The organism is Pseudoalteromonas sp. 4NS20-0020 (genome assembly GCF_057554385.1).
This window is the reverse complement of sequence record NZ_BAAJMI010000003.1, coordinates 146993-171816: the sequence shown is the minus strand read 5'-3', so window position 1 is coordinate 171816 and position 24824 is coordinate 146993. Positions and strand designations below refer to the sequence as shown.

16 protein-coding genes are annotated in these 24824 nt (G+C 40.0%); 7 read left to right on the top strand and 9 right to left on the bottom strand.

Annotated features, from left to right (window positions below; all coding sequences use genetic code 11):
- Positions 1–9: 9 nt before the first annotated feature.
- The 3 genes from carB to dapB form a co-directional block, all read right to left on the bottom strand.
- A complete protein-coding gene (gene carB, locus AC27JL_RS08030) occupies positions 10–3228 on the bottom strand; it encodes a carbamoyl-phosphate synthase large subunit (protein ID WP_006792432.1) in 3219 nt (1072 codons plus the stop codon).
- 16 nt (positions 3229–3244) lie between these two features.
- Positions 3245–4381 carry a glutamine-hydrolyzing carbamoyl-phosphate synthase small subunit gene (carA, locus tag AC27JL_RS08025; protein WP_006792431.1) on the bottom strand — a complete coding sequence of 379 codons (1137 nt, stop codon included), beginning with the start codon at positions 4379–4381 and terminating at the stop codon, positions 3245–3247.
- A gap of 362 nt (positions 4382–4743) precedes the next feature.
- Positions 4744–5541, bottom strand: a complete 798-nt coding sequence (dapB, locus tag AC27JL_RS08020) for a 4-hydroxy-tetrahydrodipicolinate reductase (protein ID WP_487195320.1) — start codon at positions 5539–5541, stop codon at positions 4744–4746.
- Positions 5542–5889: 348 nt separating this feature from the next.
- Here dapB and AC27JL_RS08015 point away from each other — a divergent pair, with 348 nt between their 5' ends.
- The 3 genes from AC27JL_RS08015 (at position 5890) to AC27JL_RS08005 (ending at position 9280) form a co-directional block, all read left to right on the top strand.
- Complete coding sequence (locus AC27JL_RS08015; protein ID WP_058428722.1) at positions 5890–7203, top strand: Na+/H+ antiporter NhaC family protein; 1314 nt, start codon at positions 5890–5892, stop codon at positions 7201–7203.
- 119 nt (positions 7204–7322) lie between these two features.
- Positions 7323–8111, top strand: a complete 789-nt coding sequence (locus AC27JL_RS08010) for a nucleoside-binding protein (RefSeq protein WP_487195319.1) — start codon at positions 7323–7325, stop codon at positions 8109–8111.
- Between the two features lie 152 nt (positions 8112–8263).
- Positions 8264–9280, top strand: coding sequence for an alpha/beta fold hydrolase (locus AC27JL_RS08005; RefSeq protein WP_487195318.1), 1017 nt, complete (start codon positions 8264–8266; stop codon positions 9278–9280).
- Positions 9281–9388: 108 nt separating this feature from the next.
- Here AC27JL_RS08005 and AC27JL_RS08000 read toward each other — a convergent pair whose 3' ends face one another.
- Positions 9389–10186, bottom strand: a complete 798-nt coding sequence (locus tag AC27JL_RS08000; protein WP_006792426.1) for a M48 family metallopeptidase — start codon at positions 10184–10186, stop codon at positions 9389–9391.
- A gap of 180 nt (positions 10187–10366) precedes the next feature.
- Between AC27JL_RS08000 and AC27JL_RS07995 the strand changes: the two genes are divergently transcribed.
- Positions 10367–11569 (top strand): Bcr/CflA family efflux MFS transporter, encoded by a 1203-nt coding sequence (locus AC27JL_RS07995; protein WP_487195317.1) that lies wholly within the window; start codon positions 10367–10369, stop codon positions 11567–11569.
- 28 nt (positions 11570–11597) lie between these two features.
- Here AC27JL_RS07995 and grpE read toward each other — a convergent pair whose 3' ends face one another.
- Together grpE and AC27JL_RS07985 are read right to left on the bottom strand one after the other, a co-directional pair.
- Positions 11598–12206 carry a nucleotide exchange factor GrpE gene (grpE, locus tag AC27JL_RS07990; protein ID WP_033019113.1) on the bottom strand — a complete coding sequence of 203 codons (609 nt, stop codon included), beginning with the start codon at positions 12204–12206 and terminating at the stop codon, positions 11598–11600.
- 58 nt (positions 12207–12264) lie between these two features.
- Positions 12265–13230, bottom strand: coding sequence for an HrcA family transcriptional regulator (locus AC27JL_RS07985; protein ID WP_006792423.1), 966 nt, complete (start codon positions 13228–13230; stop codon positions 12265–12267).
- Positions 13231–13405: 175 nt separating this feature from the next.
- Here AC27JL_RS07985 and nadK point away from each other — a divergent pair, with 175 nt between their 5' ends.
- From nadK to recN, 3 genes are all read left to right on the top strand, one after another.
- Positions 13406–14290: an NAD(+) kinase gene (gene nadK / locus AC27JL_RS07980; RefSeq protein ID WP_010557611.1), complete on the top strand. Its 885-nt coding sequence runs from the start codon at positions 13406–13408 to the stop codon at positions 14288–14290.
- A gap of 78 nt (positions 14291–14368) precedes the next feature.
- Positions 14369–14926, top strand: coding sequence for a hypothetical protein (locus tag AC27JL_RS07975; protein ID WP_375276849.1), 558 nt, complete (start codon positions 14369–14371; stop codon positions 14924–14926).
- A 75-nt stretch (positions 14927–15001) separates the two neighbouring features.
- Entirely contained in the window at positions 15002–16681 is a 1680-nt protein-coding gene (gene recN, locus AC27JL_RS07970) for a DNA repair protein RecN (RefSeq protein ID WP_487195315.1), read from the top strand.
- Positions 16682–17058: 377 nt separating this feature from the next.
- Here the strand turns inward: recN and AC27JL_RS07965 are convergent, their stop codons facing one another.
- From AC27JL_RS07965 to gltB, 3 genes are all read right to left on the bottom strand, one after another.
- A complete protein-coding gene (locus AC27JL_RS07965) occupies positions 17059–18081 on the bottom strand; it encodes a GGDEF domain-containing protein (protein ID WP_487195314.1) in 1023 nt (340 codons plus the stop codon).
- Positions 18082–18403: 322 nt separating this feature from the next.
- On the bottom strand, positions 18404–19819 hold the full coding sequence (locus AC27JL_RS07960; protein WP_006792417.1) for an FAD-dependent oxidoreductase: 1416 nt from the start codon (positions 19817–19819) through the stop codon (positions 18404–18406).
- Between the two features lie 9 nt (positions 19820–19828).
- Positions 19829–24286 carry a glutamate synthase large subunit gene (gene gltB, locus AC27JL_RS07955; protein ID WP_487195313.1) on the bottom strand — a complete coding sequence of 1486 codons (4458 nt, stop codon included), beginning with the start codon at positions 24284–24286 and terminating at the stop codon, positions 19829–19831.
- Between the last annotated feature and the right edge of the window lie 538 nt (positions 24287–24824).

Below are 24824 nucleotides of genomic sequence, written 5' to 3'. Positions count from 1 at the left end.
TACATTTCCTTAGTTCAATCGCAGGTGTAGCTCTTGAACTGACGCCACTTTACTGCGGTCATCTGCTTTGTTAGCAGTACAGTTAGCGAATGCCGCGTTCAAGGTAGTCGTATAGTTGGTTTTATTTTGCAATGCACCACGACGTAACACCTTCGAATCTTCGATCGCTTGGCGACCTTCGGTGGTATTAACGATATAGCTGTATTCTTTATTCTTAATGTAATCAAGAATATGTGGACGACCTTCGTAAACTTTGTTTACGCGACGAACGTTAATACCCGCTTCTTCAAGCGCTTTGGCTGTGCCACCTGTTGCGTCTAATTCAAAACCTAACTCAGTCATGATTTTAGCTAATTCAACAATACGTGACTTATCGCTATTACGAACAGATAATAACGCGCGACCACCGCGTGGTAAAGTATTGCTTGCACCTAATTGTGCTTTTGCGAATGCTTCGGCGAAAGTATCACCAACACCCATTACTTCACCTGTTGAGCGCATTTCAGGGCCACGGATAGGGTCTACACCTTGGAACTTAGCAAACGGTAAAACCACTTCTTTAACGCTGTAGTAAGGAGGGATAATTTCTTTAGTAATGCCTTGGCTCGCTAAAGATTGGCCCGCCATACAACGTGCAGCTACTTTTGCAAGTGCAACGCCGGTGGCTTTAGATACAAATGGAACCGTACGCGCAGCACGTGGGTTAACTTCAATTAAATACACTTTGCCATCTTTTACTGCAAACTGTGTATTCATTAAGCCTACAACACCTAGTTCAAGAGCCATATCGGTTACTTGCTTGCGCATTACATCTTGCACTTCTTGCGATAAAGAATGTGCTGGTAATGAACAGGCAGAGTCACCAGAGTGAACACCAGCTTGCTCAATGTGTTCCATAATACCGCCAATGATTACTTGCTCGCCGTCACATATTGCGTCAACGTCAACTTCAATTGCGTTATCTAGGAAGTGGTCTAATAAAACAGGCGCTTCATTTGAGGCTTGAACTGCTTCGGTCATGTAACGACGTAAATCGTCTTCGTCGTATACAATTTCCATTGCACGGCCACCTAATACATATGATGGACGAACAACCAGCGGGAAACCAATTTCAGCTGATTTTAAAATAGCTTCTTCAGTTGATGTAACCGTTGCGTTTTCTGGCTGTAGTAAATCTAAACGCTCAACAAGTTGTTGGAAACGCTCACGGTCTTCTGCACGGTCAATTGCATCTGGTGAAGTACCAATTACTGGCACGCCATTGGCTTCTAGCTCACGTGCTAGTTTAAGTGGTGTTTGTCCACCGTATTGAACAATAACACCTTTTGGCTTTTCAACACGTACAATTTCTAGTACGTCTTCAAGGGTAATTGGCTCAAAGTAAAGTCGGTCAGATGTATCGTAATCGGTAGATACAGTTTCAGGGTTACAGTTAACCATGATGGTTTCGTAACCGTCGTCACGAAGTGCAAGAGCAGCATGTACACAACAGTAATCAAATTCAATACCTTGGCCGATACGGTTAGGACCGCCACCAATAACCATGATTTTATCTTTGTCTGTTGGATTTGCTTCACACTCTTCATCATACGATGAGTACATGTAAGCGGTGTCTGAACTAAATTCTGCAGCACACGTATCTACACGCTTGTACACTGGCACAATATTTAGCTGATGACGTTTTTTACGAATTTCAGCTTCTGACACGCCGGCAATTTCAGCAATACGCGGGTCGGCAAAGCCTTTACGCTTAAGCTTGCGTAAAAAATCTGCATTAAGGCCAGCCATTCCGCCTTCAGCGATTCTTGCCTCATCTTTTAAAATGTCTTCAATTTGAACCAAGAACCAGCGGTTAACTTTAGTCAGCTCGTAAACATCTTCAACGCTCATACCGTGTCGCATTGCATCTGCAATGTACCAAATACGCTCAGCACCTGGCTCACGTAATTCACGGATGATTTTTTCTTTTGCCTTAGGGTCATCAAGTGCAACAATTGGGTTAAAACCCGTTGCGCCAACTTCAAGACCACGTAATGCTTTGTGTAATGACTCTTGTTGGTTACGACCAATTGCCATTACTTCGCCTACTGATTTCATTTGCGTGGTTAAACGGTCGTTCGCACCGGCAAATTTCTCAAAGTTAAAGCGAGGTATTTTAGTTACAACGTAATCAATTGAAGGCTCAAAAGACGCTGGTGTTTTACCGCCAGTGATATCGTTTTGAAGTTCGTCAAGCGTGTAGCCTACTGCAAGTTTTGCCGCAATTTTAGCAATTGGGAAACCCGTTGCTTTAGAGGCTAGTGCCGATGAGCGCGATACACGTGGGTTCATCTCAATGATAACCATACGGCCATCTTTAGGGTTAATACCAAATTGTACGTTAGAGCCACCGGTTTCAACACCAATCTCACGCAGTACTGCCATAGAGGCATTACGCATAATTTGGTATTCTTTGTCGGTTAACGTTTGCGCTGGTGCAACAGTGATTGAATCACCTGTGTGCACGCCCATTGGGTCAAAGTTTTCAATAGTACAAACAATAATACAGTTGTCTTTTTTGTCACGAACAACTTCTGTTTCGTATTCTTTCCAACCAATCAGTGATTCATCAATTAGTAATTCGTTGGTAGGTGATAAGTCTAAACCACGCTCACAAATTTCTTCAAACTCTTCCATGTTGTAAGCAACACCGCCACCGGTGCCACCCATGGTAAAAGAAGGACGAATAATACAAGGTAAGCCTATGCGGCTCATTGTATCTTTAGCTTCTTCCATTGAGTGTGCTATCTCTGCACGAGGACACTCAAGACCAATATTTTTCATTGCAGTGTCAAAGCGTTCGCGGTTTTCGGCTTTGTCTATTGCATCAGCTGTTGCGCCAATTAACTCTACGCCATGCTTAGCCAATACACCGTGCTTATCTAAATCAAGTGCACAGTTTAATGCTGTTTGGCCGCCCATTGTAGGCAGAACTGCATCTGGCTTTTCTTTTTCGATGATTTTTTCTACCACTTCCCAGTGAATTGGTTCGATGTATGTTGCATCAGCCATTTCTGGGTCGGTCATAATCGTTGCTGGGTTTGAGTTAACAAGAATAACTCTATAGCCTTCTTCTCTAAGTGCTTTACACGCTTGTGCACCAGAGTAGTCAAATTCACAAGCTTGACCAATAACAATTGGGCCTGCGCCTAAGATAAGAATGCTTTTTATGTCGGTACGTTTTGGCATTATTACTCCAGTTAAATTAGTGTTTACGCGCTTGCATCAAATCGATGAAGTGGTCAAATAATGGGGCTGCATCATGCGGGCCAGGACTTGCCTCAGGGTGACCCTGAAAACTAAATGCTGGCTTATCTGTACGATGAATACCCTGAAGCGTACCGTCAAACAGTGATTTGTGTGTTGCACGAAGCGTGCTTGGTAGGCTTGATTCTTGGGCTGCAAAACCATGGTTTTGCGCTGTGATCATCACTACATCGCGGTCTAGATCTTTAACTGGGTGGTTACCACCATGATGGCCAAATTTCATTTTTTCTGTTTTAGCACCTGAAGCAAGCGCTAATAACTGGTGACCTAAACAAATACCAAAAATGGGTGTGTCGGTTTCTAAAAATGATTTTATTGCGTCAATTGCGTATGTACATGGCTCAGGATCACCAGGGCCATTAGATAAGAAAATACCATCGGGGTTTAATGCGAGTACGTCAGCAGCACTTGTTTGTGCAGGTACTACGGTAAGTTTACAACCACGGTCAACAAGCATACGTAATATATTACGCTTAACACCGAAGTCATAGGCTACAACATGAAACTTTTCATCGGCGGTATCTAAGGTTTTAAACCCCTCGCCTAATGTCCAGCTTGATTCGCGCCACTCAAAATTTTCCTTGGTTGAGACAACTTTTGCTAAATCCATACCTTTTAAGCCTGGGAAGGCTTGCGCGGCTTGTAGCGCTTTTTGTTCGTCTAGTTCGTCACCAGCAATAATACAACCATTTTGAGCGCCTTTGTCGCGCAAAATACGTGTTAGCTTTCTGGTGTCGATGTCCGCAATACCTAAAATATTACGTTCTTTCAAGTAATCATCTAACGATTGCTCGTTACGAAAGTTACTTGCTAGCAGTGGCAAATCACGGATCACTAGGCCTTTAGCCCATATTTGATTCGCTTCTTCGTCTTCGCTGTTGGTACCCGTATTACCGATATGTGGGTACGTCAAAGTTACGATTTGTTCCGCGTACGAAGGGTCAGTCAAAATTTCTTGATAACCAGTCATAGACGTATTGAATACCACTTCACCGACTGACATGCCGTCAGCGCCGATTGCAGTACCGCGAAACACTGTGCCGTCTTCTAGGACTAACAGAGCGGATTTAGTCAAGTTAAACCTCCTAACAGTAAAAAACGGGAGTAAGCAAATTGCTTATCACCCCGCCAATACCCAGAGGGATCGTCAAAACCAGATTTTGTATGAGATTAAATTGTTTTACGCAGTCTTAAATGAGGCCGATATAACCGCTAAATCTTCAACATTTTTTCTTGCCTAAAACTCTTATCATTCCCACTGAACCCCTGATTTTACTAGCCACTTGGGTATAATTGGAAACACGCATTTAGTAATTTTTGGCAAATTGGCTGTATACTACATGATGTTGAGTTTTAGGTCTAACATTATTTGGTAAATCATAACAAATAAGTGCTTTTAGCTAAAATTAGACCCAAACACCCAAAATAGATACTAAACTACTTTAAATCGAGCACATCTTGCATGTCATAAAGTCCTACCGGTTTATTTTGCAACCAGCTTGCAGCTCTTATAGCGCCTAGCGCAAAGGTCATTCTCGAACTTGCTTTGTGCGTTAATTCAAGCCTTTCCCCCATTGTGGCAAAATATGCGGTATGTTCACCTACTATGTCACCTCCTCTTAGGACTGAATAACCAATTTCGTTTTGAGATTTTTCAGTTTCAATTTGGCTTCGATCGTATACAGCAACCTCTTCGTGGTTCCATCCTTTTGCATCTGCAATTGACTCACCAATTGCCAGAGCCGTGCCCGATGGCGCATCGATTTTATGACGGTGATGCGCTTCAAATATCTCAATATCTAAATCTTCACCGAACTTAGTGGCAGCCGTTTGAACTAAATTTAGTAACACATTTACACCAACACTGTAGTTACGAGCAAATACAATAGGTATATGTTTAGCAGCATTTTCTAATAATGCCATGTCATCGGCCGTTAAACCTGTTGTGCCAATAACTAAAGGGAGAGATTGTTCAACAGCACGCTTTAAGTGGCTACGCATACCGTCTGGCAGGGTGAAATCAATTAAAACATCAACACTTTCGAGCGTGTTTTCGTCGCTAAAACATACGTTTTTATCAGCAGCGCTATTTATTTGGTTTACATTAATTCCAATTAACGATGACCCACTGCGAACATAGGCGCCTGTTAGTTGTGTTTGCTCTTTTATTGTTGCGGCTTCCAATAAAGCTAAACCCATTCTGCCATTAGCACCAAAAACACCTATTCGAATCATCACTATGCCTTAATTTATTTTTGTTTAAACCGTAAACCGATCGTTTTGTATATGTTGAGTGTATATATCGCTCAGTTAACATCAATCACTGAAAGTAACGTACTTAGTAGATTTTATCTAAAAGTCATGTAATAGTCAGTCAACCCTTTAATAAAAGAATAATAACAATACCAGTTTACTTTAGCCATCTATACATTTAAACTTCCCCTTCGCGTCGATTTGGTCTTTGGCTTGCGGGCGCTGCATTGTTCTACTATTTGTTAGCTTTTAACAACGTAGATAGGCTTGCTAAATTCAGCTAAAAGAGGAATTTTTGGCTGTGGTAATTAATTGGTTTCGAGGATTATGATGCAGCCATCATTTAATAAAAACAAAGCAATACTTTCTTTACTACCCCTACTAACATTTGTAGCCCTATTTTTAGGTTCTGGTTTATACCTGCAATCTCAAGGGGTTGATTACGCTTTCTATCAACTGCCAGCACCGGTGGCAATATTACCCGCCATTATGCTTGCCTTTATACTTAATAAAGGCACTGTTAATCAATGTGTTGAAACCTTTATAAAAGGCGCTGGGCATAACAATATTATTACGATGTGTTTAATTTACCTGCTTGCCGGTGCTTTTTCTGCAGTGGCCAGTGCAACAGGGGGTGTTGACGCAGTAGTTAATGCGGGTTTATCACTGATACCGCCCGCTTTATTACTTCCTGGTTTATTTTTAATTGCCGCGGTTGTATCTACAGCCATGGGCACATCAATGGGCACTATTGGGGCGATTGGCCCAATTGCTTATGCGGTGTCGATCAAAACAGGTATAGACCCAGCCCTTATGGCGGGTACTATTGTGTCTGGCGCTATGTTTGGCGATAACTTATCAATTATTTCAGATACCACGATTGCGGCTACACGAACGCAAGGTTGTGAAATGAAAGATAAGTTTAAAGAAAACCTTAAAATTGCAGTACCAGCCGCAATTTTAACAATCGGTTTATTATTTTACCTTACGCCTGCAGCGCAAGTGGTCGAAACCCAAGATTACGATATTTGGTTAGTGCTACCTTATGCTTTTATTTTAGTTCTCGCCGTAGCAGGTCTAAATGTATTTGTTGTGTTATTTAGCGGTATTATATTTGCTGCATTAATGGGCTTTACCGGTAGCTACGAAGGGTCTAGCTTTGTTAAAGATATTTATCAAGGCTTTACCGATATGCAGGAAATATTTTTACTTTCTATGTTTATTGGTGGTCTTTCAGAATTTATTCGCATTAACGGTGGCCTTGATTACATTGCCCAAAAAATTCAAGCCATTACTAAAGTAATTGCTAAATGGCACCGTAAAGTAGCTGACCAACTTGGCATTGCAGCCCTAGTCATGACAAGTAACATTTGTATTGCCAATAATACCGTTTCAATTATTGTGGCAGGTCCTATTGCTAAAAAACTCGCTGACGATGGTAAAATTAGTGGCAAACGCTCTGCAAGCCTACTTGATATTTTTGCTTGTGTAACTCAGGGCTCTTTACCTTATGGAGCACAAGCACTTTTACTTGGCGCTACGTTTAAAATTAGCCCTTGGGAAGTCTCAACATCGTCTTATTATTGTTTCATTTTAGCATTTACCGCTATAGCAATAATTTGTTTGCGTCGTAATAAAGCTTAAAACCTTTGCCCCACTGTTGCAGCTTAAAAACAAGCTGCAACATATTACTCTACATATTAATCACTTTTGCTATAATGCGCGCTTTCGCGTGTCAATCAAGTTATAGTTAAATACAAATTATGAAATTAAATAAAATACTCTCCTTTTTTACCCTTACATCCATTGCCTTATCGTCTTCTGCTTTTGCCGCTAATTGGAGCAGCACAGCATTACATATTAACAATGGCGACCAAAAAAACCCTTTTACTGAGCAAGAGTCAGATACCACGGTTTACTCAGTTCAACATGCATCGGGTTACGATTACGGCGACAACTTCTTTTTCATTGATTACAGTAAAGACGATAAAACTGACGGCTATCAAGATAGCGATTTTTACGGCGAATGGTATTCAACTGTTAGCTTATCGGCGCTCAGCGGTGAAAAAATTGGCACCGGTGCGTTATTAGATGTTGGCCTTACTGGCGGTATAAATATTGCTGGCGATGCTAAAATGGTGAAATACCTGCCAGGTGTTAAATTAAACTGGGATGTACCAGGTTTTAACTTCTTTCAAACAATAGTAACAGCCTATATTGACGACAGCGAAGGTGTTGCTAAAGGCGGCGCCCCCATAGAAACAAATAGCTGGATGTTTGATGTAGCTTTTGAATACCCTTTTACTATTGGCTCACAAAAGTTCAGCTTTAAAGGGCACGCAGAATACATTGCAGAACGTGAAGACGAATTTGGAAACGATGTAGAGGCATGGATACTCGCACAACCTATTTTAGTATGGGACATGGGTCATGCCTTTGAAATGAAAGAAAATACGTTGCTACTCGGCATGGAGCTTCAATACTGGCATAACAAGCTAGGAACTGAAGTGACAGAGTCAGTTCCGCAAATACATGTAGAGTGGACCTTTTAAGCAATTACACTGCGTTAAAATCACATAAATTGGAGCCCTATTAAGCGCTCCTTTTTTTATGCCATAAAAGTATTTAATTGAATGGCTGTAAATACTTAGTTATTGTCGTATTTCTTTTAAGCCTCATGCTTTACCTTTGAAGGAATAATGAAATGATGTCAATTAAAGTGATGTGTTTTGCCGCCTTGTTAGCTTTCACTAATAATGCTTTAGCAAGTAGTGAAGTAAATACAGAGTCCCTATCTTACGATGCCCTTTTAAGCAGTTATCAATATGACTTTAACGTAAATTACTTTAGCGTTGAATCACAAAAGCAGTCTTTAAAAATGGCGTATATATACCTAAAGCCTACCAAAGAAAAGATGCCTACCGTGACACTTATGCACGGCAAAAATTTTAATGCTGATTATTGGACGACTACAGCGCAGTACTTGCAATCGCTTGGCTTTGGTGTATTAATTCCTGATCAAATTGGCTTTGGTAAATCATCCAAACCCACTAACTATCAATATTCGTTTGCATCGCTTGCCCACCATACACATGCGTTAATGGACTCCCTTAACTTAAAACAAACAATTGTAGTTGGCCATTCTATGGGCGGCATGTTGGCAAGTCGCTTTGCTTTAATGTATCCCAATACAACAATTAAATTGGTTTTGCTTAACCCTATAGGGCTTGAAAACTACTTACATTATGTTGAATACAAAGACACCAACTTCTTTTATAAAAATGAGCTTGCTAAAACGCCCAAGGGCGTAAAAAAATATCAGCAAAAAAACTATTACGATGGTAAATGGAACGCTACGTATTCAGCATTAACAGACTTTATTACTGGGCAAATACAAGGGCCGGACAAAGCTCACATGGCGTGGGTTAATGCTAAAACATACGATATGATTTTCACTCAACCCGTTATTACTGAATTTAAAGACTTTGCCGTGCCAGTTGAGTTAATTATTGGTACCCGTGATAGAACAGGACCAGGCCGAAACTGGAAAAAAACCGGTGTAGATTATGAGCTTGGTCGATACGATAAGTTAGGCAAAAATGCCGTTTCGCTTATCCCCAATGCTAAATTATATGAACTCGATAATTTAGGCCATTTACCACATATAGAAGACTTTGAACGTTTTAAAACTGTATTTAAAGAAGCACTCGCTGCTGAATAACACACATAACCGATAAAATAAAACCCCTGAAAGTATTTACATTCAGGGGTTTTATTTTATTAGCGCATCAACACTATACGCCACTGCTTTATACTGTTAAGAGCTCAACTAAAGTGAGCACTGTGGCCTTTTTCCTTGCGAGTTTGCAGTACTTTGCTCACTTAGTGCTTTTGTCATTTGCGACTGCAAATTATTAATACGACTCGTTGGTGCTGGGTGGGTAGACAAAAATTCAGGCGTTGCACCGCTTCCCGCTTTACTCATGTTTTCCCAAAGCGTAACCGACTCTTTTGGGTTAAAACCCGCTTTTGCCATTAAATCAAGACCAATGGTGTCGGCCTCAGATTCATGAGAACGGCTAAACGGTAAAACCACACCATATTGAGCGCCTAATCCGAGTCCTTGCATAATTTCATTACGGTACTGCACGTTACCCATTTCAAGCGCAACACTACCCAATTGCATTCCCGTACTTAACAACGAGCTTTGTGATACACGTTCATTAGAGTGTTCTGCAATTACGTGTCCTACTTCATGCCCTAAAACGGTAGCGACTTGATCTTGATTAGTCGCTATTTTTAGTAACCCGGTATGAACACCAATGTAACCGCCAGGCAAAGCAAATGCATTTGCTGAATCATCTTCAAATACCACCACTTCCCAGTTTTGAGATGCATACTCATTAGGTAAAACGGCAATTACTTTTTCAGCAATACAATTTACATATGTATTGGTTTTTGGATTTTTATTAATTGGCTGATTTTTTTTCATGTCAGCAAAGCTAGCTGTACCCATTTCGCTCATTTGCTGATCCGAATAAAGCGCTATTTGAGTACGCCCTGTTGGCGATGTTTTACACCCTGCTAAAACAGCCGTTGCTACTAGTGCCAATACCAATTTTTTCATTGTATTACCTTAAGTCATTTATACTGCAAGTAGGATAGCAAACACAGTGCCAGTTTAAAATCATTGGTTTAAGGTAAGTACTTTGCGGTGAAGTAAGTAACGTTCCGGCTAAACTACGTTTATACATATACAATGCCCTGCTACACTATAGCCCTTGTTTTAGTTACCTTGAGTTTATGTATGGGCGCCTCGTCTACGTCTTTTAATACCCGTATTTTATTACCTTTATTGGCAAGTATTGTCGCTATTACACCCCTTGCAATTGATATGTATTTGCCCGCAATGTTGGTTATTGCGAACAATTTACAAACTAGTATGCCAAATGTACAAATATCGCTAAGTATATATTTAGCAGGTTACTCATTGGGCATGTTATTTTTTGGCCCTATAGCGGATCAAATTGGCCGCCGGAAACTGGCTAAAATTGGTTTAACATTATTTGGTTTAACCTCTACTGCGTTAGCATTCACAACAGAAATTCATACTTTTTGGGCACTAAGGGCAATACAAGCGTTCACTGGTGCTGCTGCTACGGTGGTCGTGCCAGGAATCATTAGGCATATTTATCAGCAAAATACGGCAAAAGGTATGTCGTATGTATCGATGATCATGATGGTTGCACCATTAATAGCGCCGTCTGTAGGCTCTTTTATTTTAGGGTTTTCTGTTTGGTCTACCATATTTTTAGTATTAGCAGCTTACAGCTTTATAATACTTGTGTTTGTGCAAGTATATTTAATTGATATACCTATTCATACCAGTGAAAAAAAAGGTTTAGCCTTATTTTTTGACAGTTATAAAACTGTGTTGAGTAACACCGATGCACGCGCCGATATTTTAAGCTCAATGTTTGTATCGTTTGGCTTTTTTTGCTTTTTAACCTCAGTGCCTTTTATTTATTTAGACTTATACAAAGTGTCGGAGCAACTGTTTGGGATATTATTTGCCTTTAACGTGATGGCATTAATGTTTGGTAACTTTTTAAATACGCGTATTGTGCCGCGTATTGGTTCACGCAAAATGTTATATATTGGATTGGTATGCGGTTTTATATCAGGGTTGTGCCTTTTAACTTTTAGTATTTTACATTTATCGCTTTATTATATAGTGGCAGCAATTGCACCATTAATGATGAGTTTAGGGGTCACTGCCAGTAATGCAGATTCGTTAATACTCATGAAGTTTGAAAAAAACACCGGCACGGCTACTGCCGTTATTGGTACGCTTAGGTTTGGCAGCGGTGCCTTGGTAGGCCCCATTCTTGCTGTTATGCATGCTCAAAGCTCTGTGCCGTTTTCGAGCCTCATGTTTAGCGCGGTACTACTGACGATATTAGCGCAAATAATTCATTTTAAAAAAGACAAAAAAAATGCCTCAATTTGAGGCATTTTTAAAGTGTTAAACGGCTAAATTAAGCGTCAGCCGCTTTTGAAACCATAACCATTGCCGGGCGTAATAAACGTCCATTTAATGTGTAGCCTTTTTGCATAACAGCAAGCACAGTGTTTGGTGTTACATCGTTGCTTGGCTGAATTGACATAGCTTGATGGAACTCTGGGTTAAATTGCTCGCCTTGTGGGTTAACAATTTCAACACCGAATTTAGCAACAGCATCGTTAAAGCTTTTAACTGTCATATCAATACCTTCAAGCAACGGCTTTAACGTTTCGTTTTCTTTATCAGAAAACTCAATAGCGCGTTCAAGATTATCAATCACAGGAAGTAATTCGTTAGCAAACTTTTCAAGTGCAAATTTGTGTGCTTTCTCTACATCTTGTGCAGCACGACGGCGAATGTTGTCAACGTCGGCAGCGGCACGGATCACACCGTCTTTTTGGTCTGCAATAGTTTGCTTAGCAGCTTCTAGCTCTGCGTAAAGCATCGCAATTTCAGCTTCAGGGCTTTGTTCTTCTGAATGTTGTTCAGCGGCATCCACGGCTGCTTCTACATCTGCTTGCATTTGTTCAATTTCTTCGTTTAGTTCTACTTCTTGCTCTGGGTTTTGTGTCTGCTCAGACATAAAATACATGCTCCAATTCTTTTCAATTGCGGTAATTATGGGGATTGAATAAAAAGATTCAAGAGTTCGATGACTCAATTAATTTAAATTCTTGGATTATTTGTTCTATTTGCGCTGATTTTGGGCAGATTATACAAAAGCGGCTTTGGTATTCTTGGTTTTGAAAGTAAGGAACGCTGATGGTTATTAGATCGTTACATTCACTAAACGGGAGTTTTTTACCGCTGATCACCGAAACACCATTTTTAAATGCCAGTGCATCTTCAACAAAATTTAGAAATGACACGCCTATATTTAGGCTTTGCTCACAATTTATTTTTTTATAAAGGTAGTTTTCACCCACAACGATACTATTATCTGAACCTAACTTTTGACTTAGCTGCCGTGTCCATTGAGTAAGTGAGTCATGACAGTTTTTAGGCGCTGTGTTTGCCATTGCTTGCATTCTATACAAGCCTTCCATCAATGTTTGTTGGCTAAATACTGTATTTAACCACGTTGCAAACTGGTAACGAACCGTATCTGAAGCATCATGTGGTTTATCAATGCAAATATTATGGCTTTGGCCTGCTCGATCGATCAATAAAATAAGCCAATCGGTAGAATCAAAATCAAGTACTTCGACTCTAAATACATGCTGTGAGCTCACTTGCGGTAAACCAACACAACAGCATACCTGATACTTTTGACTCAAGCCATGTGCCAATTCAACTAGCTGTGCTTGCTCTGGCTCCCAGTAACTAGCAATATCTGATAATGGAAAAAACTCATCAAACCAATAATTAAACCCTTCATCTGTAGGTACTCGTCCAGCAGAAGTGTGGGGGGAATACAATAAACCTACTTTTTCAAGACGGGCCATTGCATTACGAACGGTTGCTGAACACACAGCCATGCTTTTTAGCTTGGCAATTTTTGTTGATGGAACGGGCAATCCCTCACCGTTACAGTACATGTTCATTACAGCTGAAAATATTTGCTGATCGCGCGGATTTAATTTCATGATATCTACATCTTGTTGCATGAAAGGTATATCGGGGCATTTGCTGCTATTTCAAGTCATTTCCCCTTTGTTGAACAATATAAAACAAATTTATTTTAAACTAAATTGAATCATACTCATTTAGGTAAAATCTGTATTTTCAAACACTTTGCTTTTGAGTTACTCTACAAACATCAAAATTTTTAGTGTGCAGATTATGAACTCTCCTTTCAATACTATTGGCCTTATTGGCAAACCAAACCACCCAAAAGCGGCTGCCACTTTGCAGCGTTTGCATACATTTTTACTGGCACTTGGTTTTGAAGTGATTGTTGAAAAACGCACTGGTGGACAGTTAGTCGATGTACCTAAAGAAAACCTTGTTAAACTGGTTGATTTAGGAGAGCAAGCCGACCTTGCAATTGTGGTTGGCGGTGACGGAAATATGTTAGGAGCTGCGCGCGTGCTTGCTCGTTTTAACATTGCTGTAATTGGGGTTAACCGAGGTAACCTTGGTTTTTTAACCGACTTAAACCCTGAAGGTTTTGAAGCTAGCCTAGAGCATGTTTTAAGTGGTGAGTATATTGAAGAAAATCGCTTTTTATTGGAAGTAGAAGTTTATCGTCACAATGAACTAAAAAGTGCCAATTTAGCGGTAAACGAAGCCGTATTACATGCAGATAAAGTGGCTCATATGATTGAGTTTGAGGCATTTATAAATAGCGACTTTGTATTCTCTCAGCGCTCTGATGGGCTAATTGTATCTACGCCAACAGGATCAACTGCTTACTCACTTTCTGGTGGCGGTCCAATATTAACGCCTGAACTAAATGCAATATCTTTGGTGCCTATGTTTCCGCACACGTTATCAAGCAGGCCATTAGTAGTAGATGCCGATAACGAAGTGAGGCTAAAACTTAGTTTAGACAATACTGACAGCTTGCAAGTCAGCTGCGACAGCCACGTTGTGCTTGCCGTTTTACCTGGTGATGAAGTCGTCATTAAAAAAGCAGATAAAAAATTGCGGTTAATTCATCCAAAAAACTACTCTTACTACAACGTTTTACGTACAAAATTAAATTGGGGCAGTCGTTTATACTAATTTTATTGCTAAAGCGTTGTCTTTAGCGCAAAATGCAGATTACAACAATAATACACCAATTTTTAGGAACAAATAGCAATGACATATGTCGTTTTTTTTGCCTTGCTACTGTTAATTACACTTCTAGCAACCTACTTAAAAATAGAAAGCAATCGTCGCAAAGCAATTGAAGCTCAAAAAAAACAATTTAACGAACGGGTATCACAAGTTGGCGCCCGTCTAAAGTCAAAATTAAATGAGCTAGTAGAAGCGAAAATTCTTCGCCCTAAATACGCACCTCGAATTCAAGCAATCGTTTCCAACTTTTTTGTAGTTCAAAAGCATACTGACGAGAATTTACAAACCCTTGAAGATGTATCTGATCTATTAATCAATACTTTATCTAACGAATTGACTAAAGCGAACCAAATAGGCAGTGGCCAAAGCTTGGAAGAAAATATCCAGTATTTTGTGTCTGAACTTCCACAGCAAGGTATCTCGTATAACAAAACGTTTTACTCAGAGGCGTTACCAAACCTTATCGAATTAATTAAAACCAACGACTTGCTACAACCCCTTGATAATGAAGAAAATGAATACATCCCAGAAAATCAAGACCCAAACAACCAACTCAATCAACATGTTAATATTGCCTAAATAATAAAAAATTAATTTGCAAAAAAGCTAAACACTGTATAAATTACCAGTTAATTAACTGGATGGATAAACAGTATGTTAGTTGGTTTAGAAATTAAAAACTTTGCAATTGTAAGTAACTTAAGCACTGAATGGCATAACGGCATGACGGCGATCACGGGTGAAACCGGCGCGGGTAAATCGATTGCCATTGATGCACTTTCATTGTGTTTAGGCGAGCGCGCTGAAGCCTCTGCTGTACGACCTTCTGCAGACAAAGCTGAAGTATGTGCTCAATTTGATATAAGCGCACTCCCGCTCGCTCAGGCTTTTTTAGAGCAACATTTTCTGACCAGTACTGATAATGATTGCTTACTTAGACGCGTTGTTTGCAAAAATGGTCGCAGTAAAAGCTATATTAATGGCAGCTCAGTAACTGCATCTCAGCTCAAAGAACTTGGCCAGTATTTAATTTCTATACATGGGCAACACGCTCATCAACACCTTTTAAAAGCTGAACATCAATTACAACTACTTGATGCATATGCTGGCCATCAAGACTTGGTTGTAAAAGTAACTGAAAGTTATAAACAATTCGCCAACCTTCAAAAAGAATTTAAACAGCTTGAGCAACAGCAATTACAACAAGCTGCTCAAAAACAGCTACTAGAATACCAAGTGGCAGAACTTGACGAGTTTGACTTACAAGATGGCGAATTTGAACAAATTGAAGCCGAACACTACAAGCTAAGTAATAGCCAAACCATTTTAGAGTCATGTCAAAAAGAGCTGCAATACCTATATGAAGGTGAAGAACAAAGTGCGTGTTCTGTTTTACAGCACAGCGCACAACAGTTTGCAGATTTAGCACAATATGATGAAAGCTTAGCAAGTGTGGCTGCAATGTTAGAAGAAGCGGCTGTTCAAGTAGAAGAAGCTAGCCGAGAAATTCGCAATTATACGGAACAAGTTGATTTAGACCCTGCCCGTTTAACAGAAATAGAGAACAGGTTAAGCGGCGCAATGGACTTAGCTCGTAAGCACCATATAAAACCGCAAGCATTAGTTGAATTTCATCAGTCAATTTCAAATGAACTCGAGTCAATTAGTAATAATAGTTTCCGCTTGGAGCAACTCGACTCTGAAATAAACGATGCATTGCTTGACTACAAGCAAGCAAGTGAAGCATTAAGCGTTAGCCGCAGAAGTTATGCTAATACCTTAAATACCTTAATAAGCGAAAGTATGGCAAATTTATCCATGGAAAATGGTGTATTTGAAATATCGCTTACTGAAGATCCTGAACGAGCCCCCAATCTTTTAGGGCAAGATAGCGTTTCGTTTTTAGTATCGACCAACCCAGGGCAGCCTCTTCAGCCTTTGGCTAAGGTGGCGTCTGGTGGTGAGCTTTCGCGTATTAGCTTAGCTATTCAGGTTATTATTGCCCAAAAAGTAACAACACCAACATTGATATTTGATGAAGTAGACGTAGGTATTTCTGGACCTACAGCCTCTGCTGTTGGAAAGTTATTAAGGCAACTTGGTAAATCGACTCAGGTGATCTGTGTTACCCATTTGCCGCAGGTTGCAAGTAGTGCGCATCAGCAATTTTTTGTAGCAAAAGAAATTGCTAAAGGTGAAACCTTTACCAATATGCTGGCACTAACAAAAGATGGTAGAGTAGACGAAATAGCAAGGTTGCTTGGCGGCGACAATGTTAGTAAAACAGCAAAAGCAAACGCAAAAGAGTTAATAAAAAGCGCATGTGTAATTTAGGTTTAATTAATAACCAACTAGGGTTTCAATTTTCAGCAAGGCCTTTATATGATTACTAATACTGCTTTAATTCTTATTATTGTAAGCTGGCTACTGGTTTTAATTAGTATATTGTTAACTTTATTTAGCCGATATAAACACACACAATTCAAGAAACACTTAATGAGCTTTTTAAATGTAACGTTATTCGTTCAGCTTATTCTTAGTGTTTACAATTTAATGAGTTACCAGGATGGTAATTCGAATAATTTAATTTTTAGTTATACATGTGTTTTGCTCACCCAAATACTGTGTAATGTATTTTGTTACATGAGTTTAAAAAGACGTATTGCTAAAGTTAAGTCAACACTTGATTCGTTCTCAATGGAATAATAAAACTACTCTGAGCAAGTCTTATTTTTACCTTGCTCTTTAGCTTTATAAAGCAATTCATCTGCGCGCTTGATATCAATGTCTATAGAATCGCTTTCATGGGATTGAACAACCCCCATACTAATCGTTAAGCTTAAGCTCGCAAAAGATGTATTAACAGGAAATTGTTTTAGCGCGGCATGTATTTTATTTGAGATTTCTACGCCCTTTGCGTTAAATACATTAGGAATTGCAATCAAAAACTCTTCCCCGCCCCAGCGTGATGCAACGGCATTATTAGGAATATGTTGCTTTAAAATATTAGCTAAGTGTATGAGCGCTTCATCACCAAAACTATGCCCGTACTCGTCGTTAACTTTTTTAAAGTTGTCTACATCGCACAAAATAAGTACAAACGGTGTTTGTTCCTTCGTGAGCGCTAATTTAAATTCACTAAGCTTATTCATTGTAAAGCGTCTGTTTGGTAACCCCGTTAAAGGGTCAATAGTCGCCAACAGTTCATTTTTTTTACTCAGTGCTAATATTTTTTGATTGTATTTTTCCCTTGAGTTTTCATAAAAGCCACTCAACATTGCGACAATAATAAATGAAAATATAACTCGATAGGGAAATTGATCCGGTAGATAGTTATAAATACTAAAGGTATGCGCGCAATAAAAAGCTAATATAACCGCTAATAAAAACAAAACAATATCAACGATACCGCGCTTTAAGCCTCTAATTGAAAATGTGACTGGCGAAACTATGAATATCCAAATCGGACCAGTTCCCTGCGCGCCTCCAGTTAAAACAAGGTAAATCATCAATGCATAAAGGTTATAAAGGATAGCACTAGCTGACTTTTCAAGGTTTTTATAAACACTAAGCGCCCATGCGTAAATTAGCGAAGAACATATTAAGGTAAAAAATAAAAAATAATCGCTGTTGGTCAATGCAATGCAGCCCATCACCAAGGTTGCTATAAAGCCTATTGATGAGAAAAATCTAACTATTAGTTTTCTTTCTGGATTATTTGAATGTTCATGCATAATAAGCGCTATTTTTCTTATATTATTGAGTTAATTTTCAGCAAAGTTATCACCAATTTTTCTGAGTAACACTCAATACTCCCCTTTTTCAGCAGTTAAATCAAGATTAAAGTATTACTGATGTAAAATTAATACTAGTACCTTTTTTAACAAATTATAAGTTTATGAATCTTAAAACTATTCATGAGAATAGCTTGGTCATTCAACCAAATTATCATCGAAATTAAAATGGTTAAAAATAAATGGTACCTAATTCGTTTCAAACACAAAAAAGCAAGCCACTTGGCTTGCTTTTAAATTGTCGATTTCTGAAAATATTAAATTAAACTTTTAAATAATCCATAATACCTTCAGCTGCATTACGGCCTTCAAAAATAGCGGTTACTACTAAATCCGAACCACGCACTATATCGCCACCAGCAAATATTTTAGGGTTAGTTGTTTGATGTGTAAATTCACCTTGCTCTGGTGCGTTAATACCGCCCCAATGGTTTATTTCTACATCATACTTTTCTAACCAGTCCATTTTATGTGGCTTGAAACCAAACGCCATAATTACTTGCGTTGCTTCAATAACATGCTCTGAACCGGCGACCTCTTCTGCGCGGCTACGACCATTCGCATCTGGCTCACCCAGCTTAGTTTTAACCATCTTTACGCCAGCAACATGGCCGTTAGCGTCTAGCACAATACCTTTTGGTTGAACATTATATGTAAATATAACCCCTTCCTCTTTGGCATTTTTAACTTCACGCTTAGAGCCTGGCATATTTTCTTCATCACGGCGGTACGCACACGTTACTTTTGCAGCACCCTGTCGTATAGACGTTCTTACACAGTCCATCGCAGTATCACCACCACCTAACACAACGACCTTCTGGTTCGCCATATCAATATAAGCTTGATTCGCTTCATCATAGCCCATAACTCGGTTAGTGTTGCCGATTAAAAACGGCAGCGCATCGTGAACACCCGGTGCATCTTCATTTTCAAGCCCAGCACGCATGCTCTGATACGTACCCACGCCCAAAAATACTGCATCATAGTCGGCTAAAATATCATCCATAGTGATATCTACACCTACTTCAACATTCAGCTTAAATTCTACGCCCATTTCAGTGAAAATCTCACGGCGTTTTTGCATCACTTCTTTCTCTAGTTTGAAAGAAGGAATACCAAATGTGAGTAATCCACCAATTTCTGGGTGACGATCAAACACAACAGGCTTAACACCATTTCGAACTAAAATATCCGCACAACCCAAGCCCGCGGGCCCTGCACCAATGATAGCTACTTTTTTGTCAGTCCATGTTACGTAAGACATGTCTGGCTTCCAGCCCATTTTAAACGCGGTATCGGTAATATATTTTTCAATGTTACCTATCGTTACTGCGCCAAACTCTTCATCGAGCGTACATGAGCCTTCACACAACCGATCTTGAGGACAAACACGGCCACATACTTCAGGCAAACTGTTTGTTCGATGAGAAAGCTCCGCAGCTTCTAATATACGCCCTGTGCGAATTAGTTTAAGCCACTGTGGAATGTAATTATGTACCGGACATTTCCATTCACAGTATGGGTTACCACAATCCAAGCAACGATCAGCTTGAGAGTTAACCTGATTTTCTGAAAAGGGTTCGTAAATTTCTACAAATGATTTTTTACGTGACGAAATTGGCTTTTTGCGTGGATCTACACGCTGCACGTCTATAAATTGATATACATTTTCGCTCATACTGCCCCCTTATTGCGCCTGAACACGTAGTTCGGCACTACTACGGGCGCGATGCCCGAGTAAACTTTTTACGTCACTTGATTTAGGTTTTACTAATTTAAACATAGGTAAGTAGAGCTCAAAATTAGCTAAAATACTTTCTGCTCTGCATGAGCCTGTTAGCTCTAAATGCTCAGCAATTAATCCACGTAGGTGCTCTTGGTGTGACGTTAACGCTTCTAATGTCACAACTTCGACAAGCTCTGGGTTTATGCGTTTCTCAAAGTCGTTTCGCTCATCTAAAACATAGGCAAAACCACCGGTCATACCCGCCCCAAAGTTAACACCTACATTACCAAGCACACACACAACACCACCGGTCATGTATTCACAGCCATTATCGCCAACGCCTTCAACAACTGCTTGCACGCCTGAATTACGAACTGCGAAGCGCTCACCTGCGCACCCTGCAGCAAACAATTTACCGCCAGTTGCACCGTATAAACAGGTATTACCAATAATCGTAGCTTTATGACTTTCAAATGATGAACCCACTGGCGGACGAATAACTAGCTTACCACCAGCCATGCCTTTACCAACGTAGTCATTAGCGTCACCAACGAGGGTCATTTCAAGGCCACCTGCGTTCCAAACACCAAACGATTGACCAGCTGTGCCATGGAGCTCAATGGCTACCGGATCAGCCGCCATACCCTGATTTCCGTGTTTATCAGCAATGTAGCCTGATAGCATTGCACCAACAGATCTGTCTGTATTACAAATTCGGCTAACAAGTGAAATACCACTTGAAGCATCTATCGCTTCTTGCGCTTTTCCTAATAGGCTTTCGTTAAGCTTGCCTAAATAATGTGAGCTATTTGGCGCGCTACAAAATAACGTTTCGCCTGTTGGATTGTTTGGCTGCGCAATAACAGAAGATAAATCTATCTTTTTCTGTTTGGCTGTTTTGCCCTCAATTGCTTCAAGTAAATCAAGACGACCAATTAAATCTGTTAAGTTTGCAACACCTAGGCTTGCCATGATTTCACGCGCTTCTTGTGCAATAAACTTAAAGTAGTTCATCGCCATTTCAGGTAAGCCATGGTAATGCTTTTGACGAAGTGTTTCGTCTTGCGTTGCAACACCGGTTGCACAGTTATTTAGATGACAAATACGTAGATATTTACACCCTAATGCCACCATTGGGCCTGTACCAAAACCAAAGCTCTCAGCACCTAAAATAGCAGCTTTAATAATATCTAAACCTGTTTTTAAACCACCATCTGTTTGCAAACGAATACGATGACGAAGGCCATTTTCTACAAGGGCTTGTTGTGTTTCAGCTAGACCTAGTTCCCATGGGCTGCCTGCATATTTTACAGACGTAAGCGGGCTTGCGCCTGTGCCGCCGTCGTAACCCGATATGGTAATTAAATCAGCATATGCTTTAGCTACACCCGTTGCTATGGTGCCAACACCTGGTTCAGACACTAGTTTTACTGATACAAGTGCTTTTGGATTTACTTGCTTTAAGTCGAAAATTAGCTGAGCAAGATCCTCAATAGAATAAATATCATGATGTGGTGGCGGTGAAATTAACGTCACGCCAGGTACCGAATAGCGAAGTTTAGCAATGTAAGGTGTTACTTTTTCACCCGGAAGTTGCCCGCCTTCACCTGGTTTTGCACCCTGCGCTACTTTAATTTGAATTACATCTGCGCTACGTAAATAATGCGGTGTAACACCAAATCGACCTGAAGCTACTTGCTTAATACGTGAGTTTTTCTCTGTGCCGTAACGAAGTTTATCTTCACCACCTTCACCTGAATTTGAACAACCACCTAGGCGGTTCATCGCAATTGCGAGTGCTTCATGAGCCTCTGGCGATAAAGCACCAATACTCATTGCAGCTGAGTCAAAACGTTTGTAAAGCGCTTCTGCAGGCTCTACATCATCAATACTAATTCCATTTTTTGGTAATTTAAGTGCCAGCATATCGCGTAATGTTGAAATAGGGCGATTATTAACAAGCTTTGCATACTCGTTGTAATCTCTATATTCACCAGAGCGAACTGCTACCTGCAGTGTTTGGATTACATCTGGGTTATATGCATGGTACTCACCACCATGTACATATTTAAATAAACCTCCATGGCTAAGTAACTTACGTTTACTTAAGGCAAGCTTATGTAAGCTTTGTTGATCGTCATCAAAGTCTGTAAAACATGCGCCTTTAATGCGGCTAGCCACACCTTTAAAACACATATCAACAACAGCATCTGATAAACCCACCGCCTCAAATAACATTGAGCAACGGTAAGAAGCGACTGTACTAATGCCCATTTTCGACATTATTTTGTATAAGCCTTTATTTACTGCTTTACGATAAGCAAGGGTTACCTCGCAGTAAGATTTATCGATGATTTTACTGTCGCTCATCGCGACTAACGATTCATACGCTAGGTATGGGTAAATAGCTGTTGCGCCAAAACCAAGTAACACTGCAAATTGATGAGGGTCTCTTACGCTACCCGTTTCGATAATAATGTTTGATTCACAGCGTAAATTGTTATCGACCAAACACTTTTGCACTGCACCTACAGCCATAGCCGCAGGGATAGGTAGGTTTACATCGTCGAAATTACGATCAGTTAAAATAAGCATGATAGAGCCAGCAGCTGCTTTCTCTTTTGCTTTATCGCAAATGCGTTTAACTGCGTTTTCCAAGCCTTCTTCAACAGTATAAGTAATATCAATTTTACAATAGCTGTAATGCGCTTCATCTGCATTTAGTAGCTGCTGCATGTCTGCATACATTAAAATAGGTGTATCGAACTGCAAGCGCTTAGCGTGGCCTGTAGTTTCGTTAAACACATTTTGTTCGCTACCAATACACGTAGCCAAAGACATAACATGATTTTCGCGAAGAGGATCAATTGGCGGATTAGTGACTTGTGCAAACTTTTGACGGAAATAATCGTATAGTGAACGATGCCCTTCGCTTAACACAGCAAACGGAGTGTCATCACCCATTGAGCCAGTCGCTTCTTGGCCGTTTTCACCCATTACACGAATAACGCTATCCAACTCTTCATTGGTATAACCAAACATTTTTTGATATTTAGCTAACGTTTCATCGTCAAATGAACGATTGCCTGCATCTTGCTCTTTTAATTCTTCAAAGGGAGTCAAGCGCTTAACATTTTCTTCAAGCCACGACTTATAAGGATGGCGAGATTTTAAATCTTGATCTATTTCATCTGAGTGCCAAATTTTGCCCAATTTGGTATCAATCACTAAAAGCTCACCCGGGCCCACTCGGCCTTTTTCAACCACTTCATCGGCGGTGTAATCCCAAATACCGACTTCAGAAGCAAGGGTTATAAAACCATCTTGTGTGATTACATAACGCGCAGGACGAAGACCATTTCGGTCTAAGTTACAGGCTGCAAAACGGCCATCTGACATAACAATCCCCGCAGGACCGTCCCATGGTTCCATATGCATGGAGTTAAAGTCATAAAATGCACGTAAATCGTCATCCATAGCGCGGTTTTTTTGCCATGCAGGCGGCACCAGCATGCGCATAGCACGGAATAAATCCATGCCACCAGCTAAAAATAGCTCTAGCATGTTATCGAGGCTTGACGAATCTGAGCCTGTTTCATTAACAAACGGCGCTGCGCTTTGTAAATCTGGAATAAGTGGAGACGAAAATTTATACGAGCGAGCACGAGCCCACTGACGGTTGCCCTCAATGGTGTTAATTTCACCATTGTGCGCTAAATAGCGGAAAGGTTGAGCAAGTGGCCAACGAGGCTGTGTGTTTGTTGAAAAGCGCTGATGAAAAACACAAATCGCGCTGGTCATACGGATGTCTGCCAAGTCTAAATAAAAATTAGGCAAATCTGCAGGCATCATAAGGCCTTTATAGATAGTCACTAATCCAGATAAACTTGCAATGTAAAATGATTCATCGTCTGCTAAACGTTTTTCAGCACGACGGCGCGCTACGTATAAGCGACGTTCTAAATCTTTTGAACGCCAACCTTCAGGTGCGCTTACAAAAATTTGCTCAAAGCCCGGTAATTGCTGCACAGCAATTGGACCTAGCATTGATGGGTCGGTAGGCACTTCACGCCAGCCTAAAATATTTAGCGTTTCTTTTTCTAATTCTTCGCTAAGAATTTCCTTTGCAGCTTGTGCTAAAACAGGATCTGAATTTAAAAAGATCATGCCTACTGCATAGTTTTTACCAAGGTGCCAATTATGCTCACTTGCAATAGCACGGAAAAAACTATCTGGTTTTTGCAAAAGCAAACCACAGCCATCGCCTGTTTTACCATCAGCAGAAATACCGCCACGGTGTTGCATACGATCCAACCCAGTAATAGCAGTGCGAATAAGCCGGTGACTAGCCTGACCATTAACTTGGGCAATTAAGCCAAAGCCACAATTTTCTTTCTCTAATTTCGAGTCGTATAACATAGACCCCTCCCCTTGCTTCACTGTTAGCGTTAATGAACTGCTCGACGATTTGCTAACAGCCGGTCAAAACTAGCCTCTATATCAAATAGAGTCAACAGTAATTTGAATACATATTCACATTCTTGAATATTTCTCACTTCATAGCAAGATTTCTTTTTTATCATTTTTATTAACATTTAGCGGTGTTTTCATCGTTATTTTTTCATGACACTGGTGTCAAGTTTAACATTTTGTAAAAATAGCTCTAAATTAAAATACAGTTTACGTAAACGTAAACCTAAATATTAGTGAATAAATATTCAATTTAAGAGATTCGTAAAATGTGGGGATTATGCAAATAATATTACCCCTTTTCATTAACGAATTATAAAAGGGATAAATACAGGTAGAATTATGTTCCTTATTCTTCATTCAGCTTAAAAACTGTCATTTAACCACTCATCACTTTGATTAATTATTCGTAAATAAAAAAAATTACACCAGTTCAAGCTTAAATGTCATCCCGCTATTTAATCACCTGAGTAGCTTAGCTTTAAAA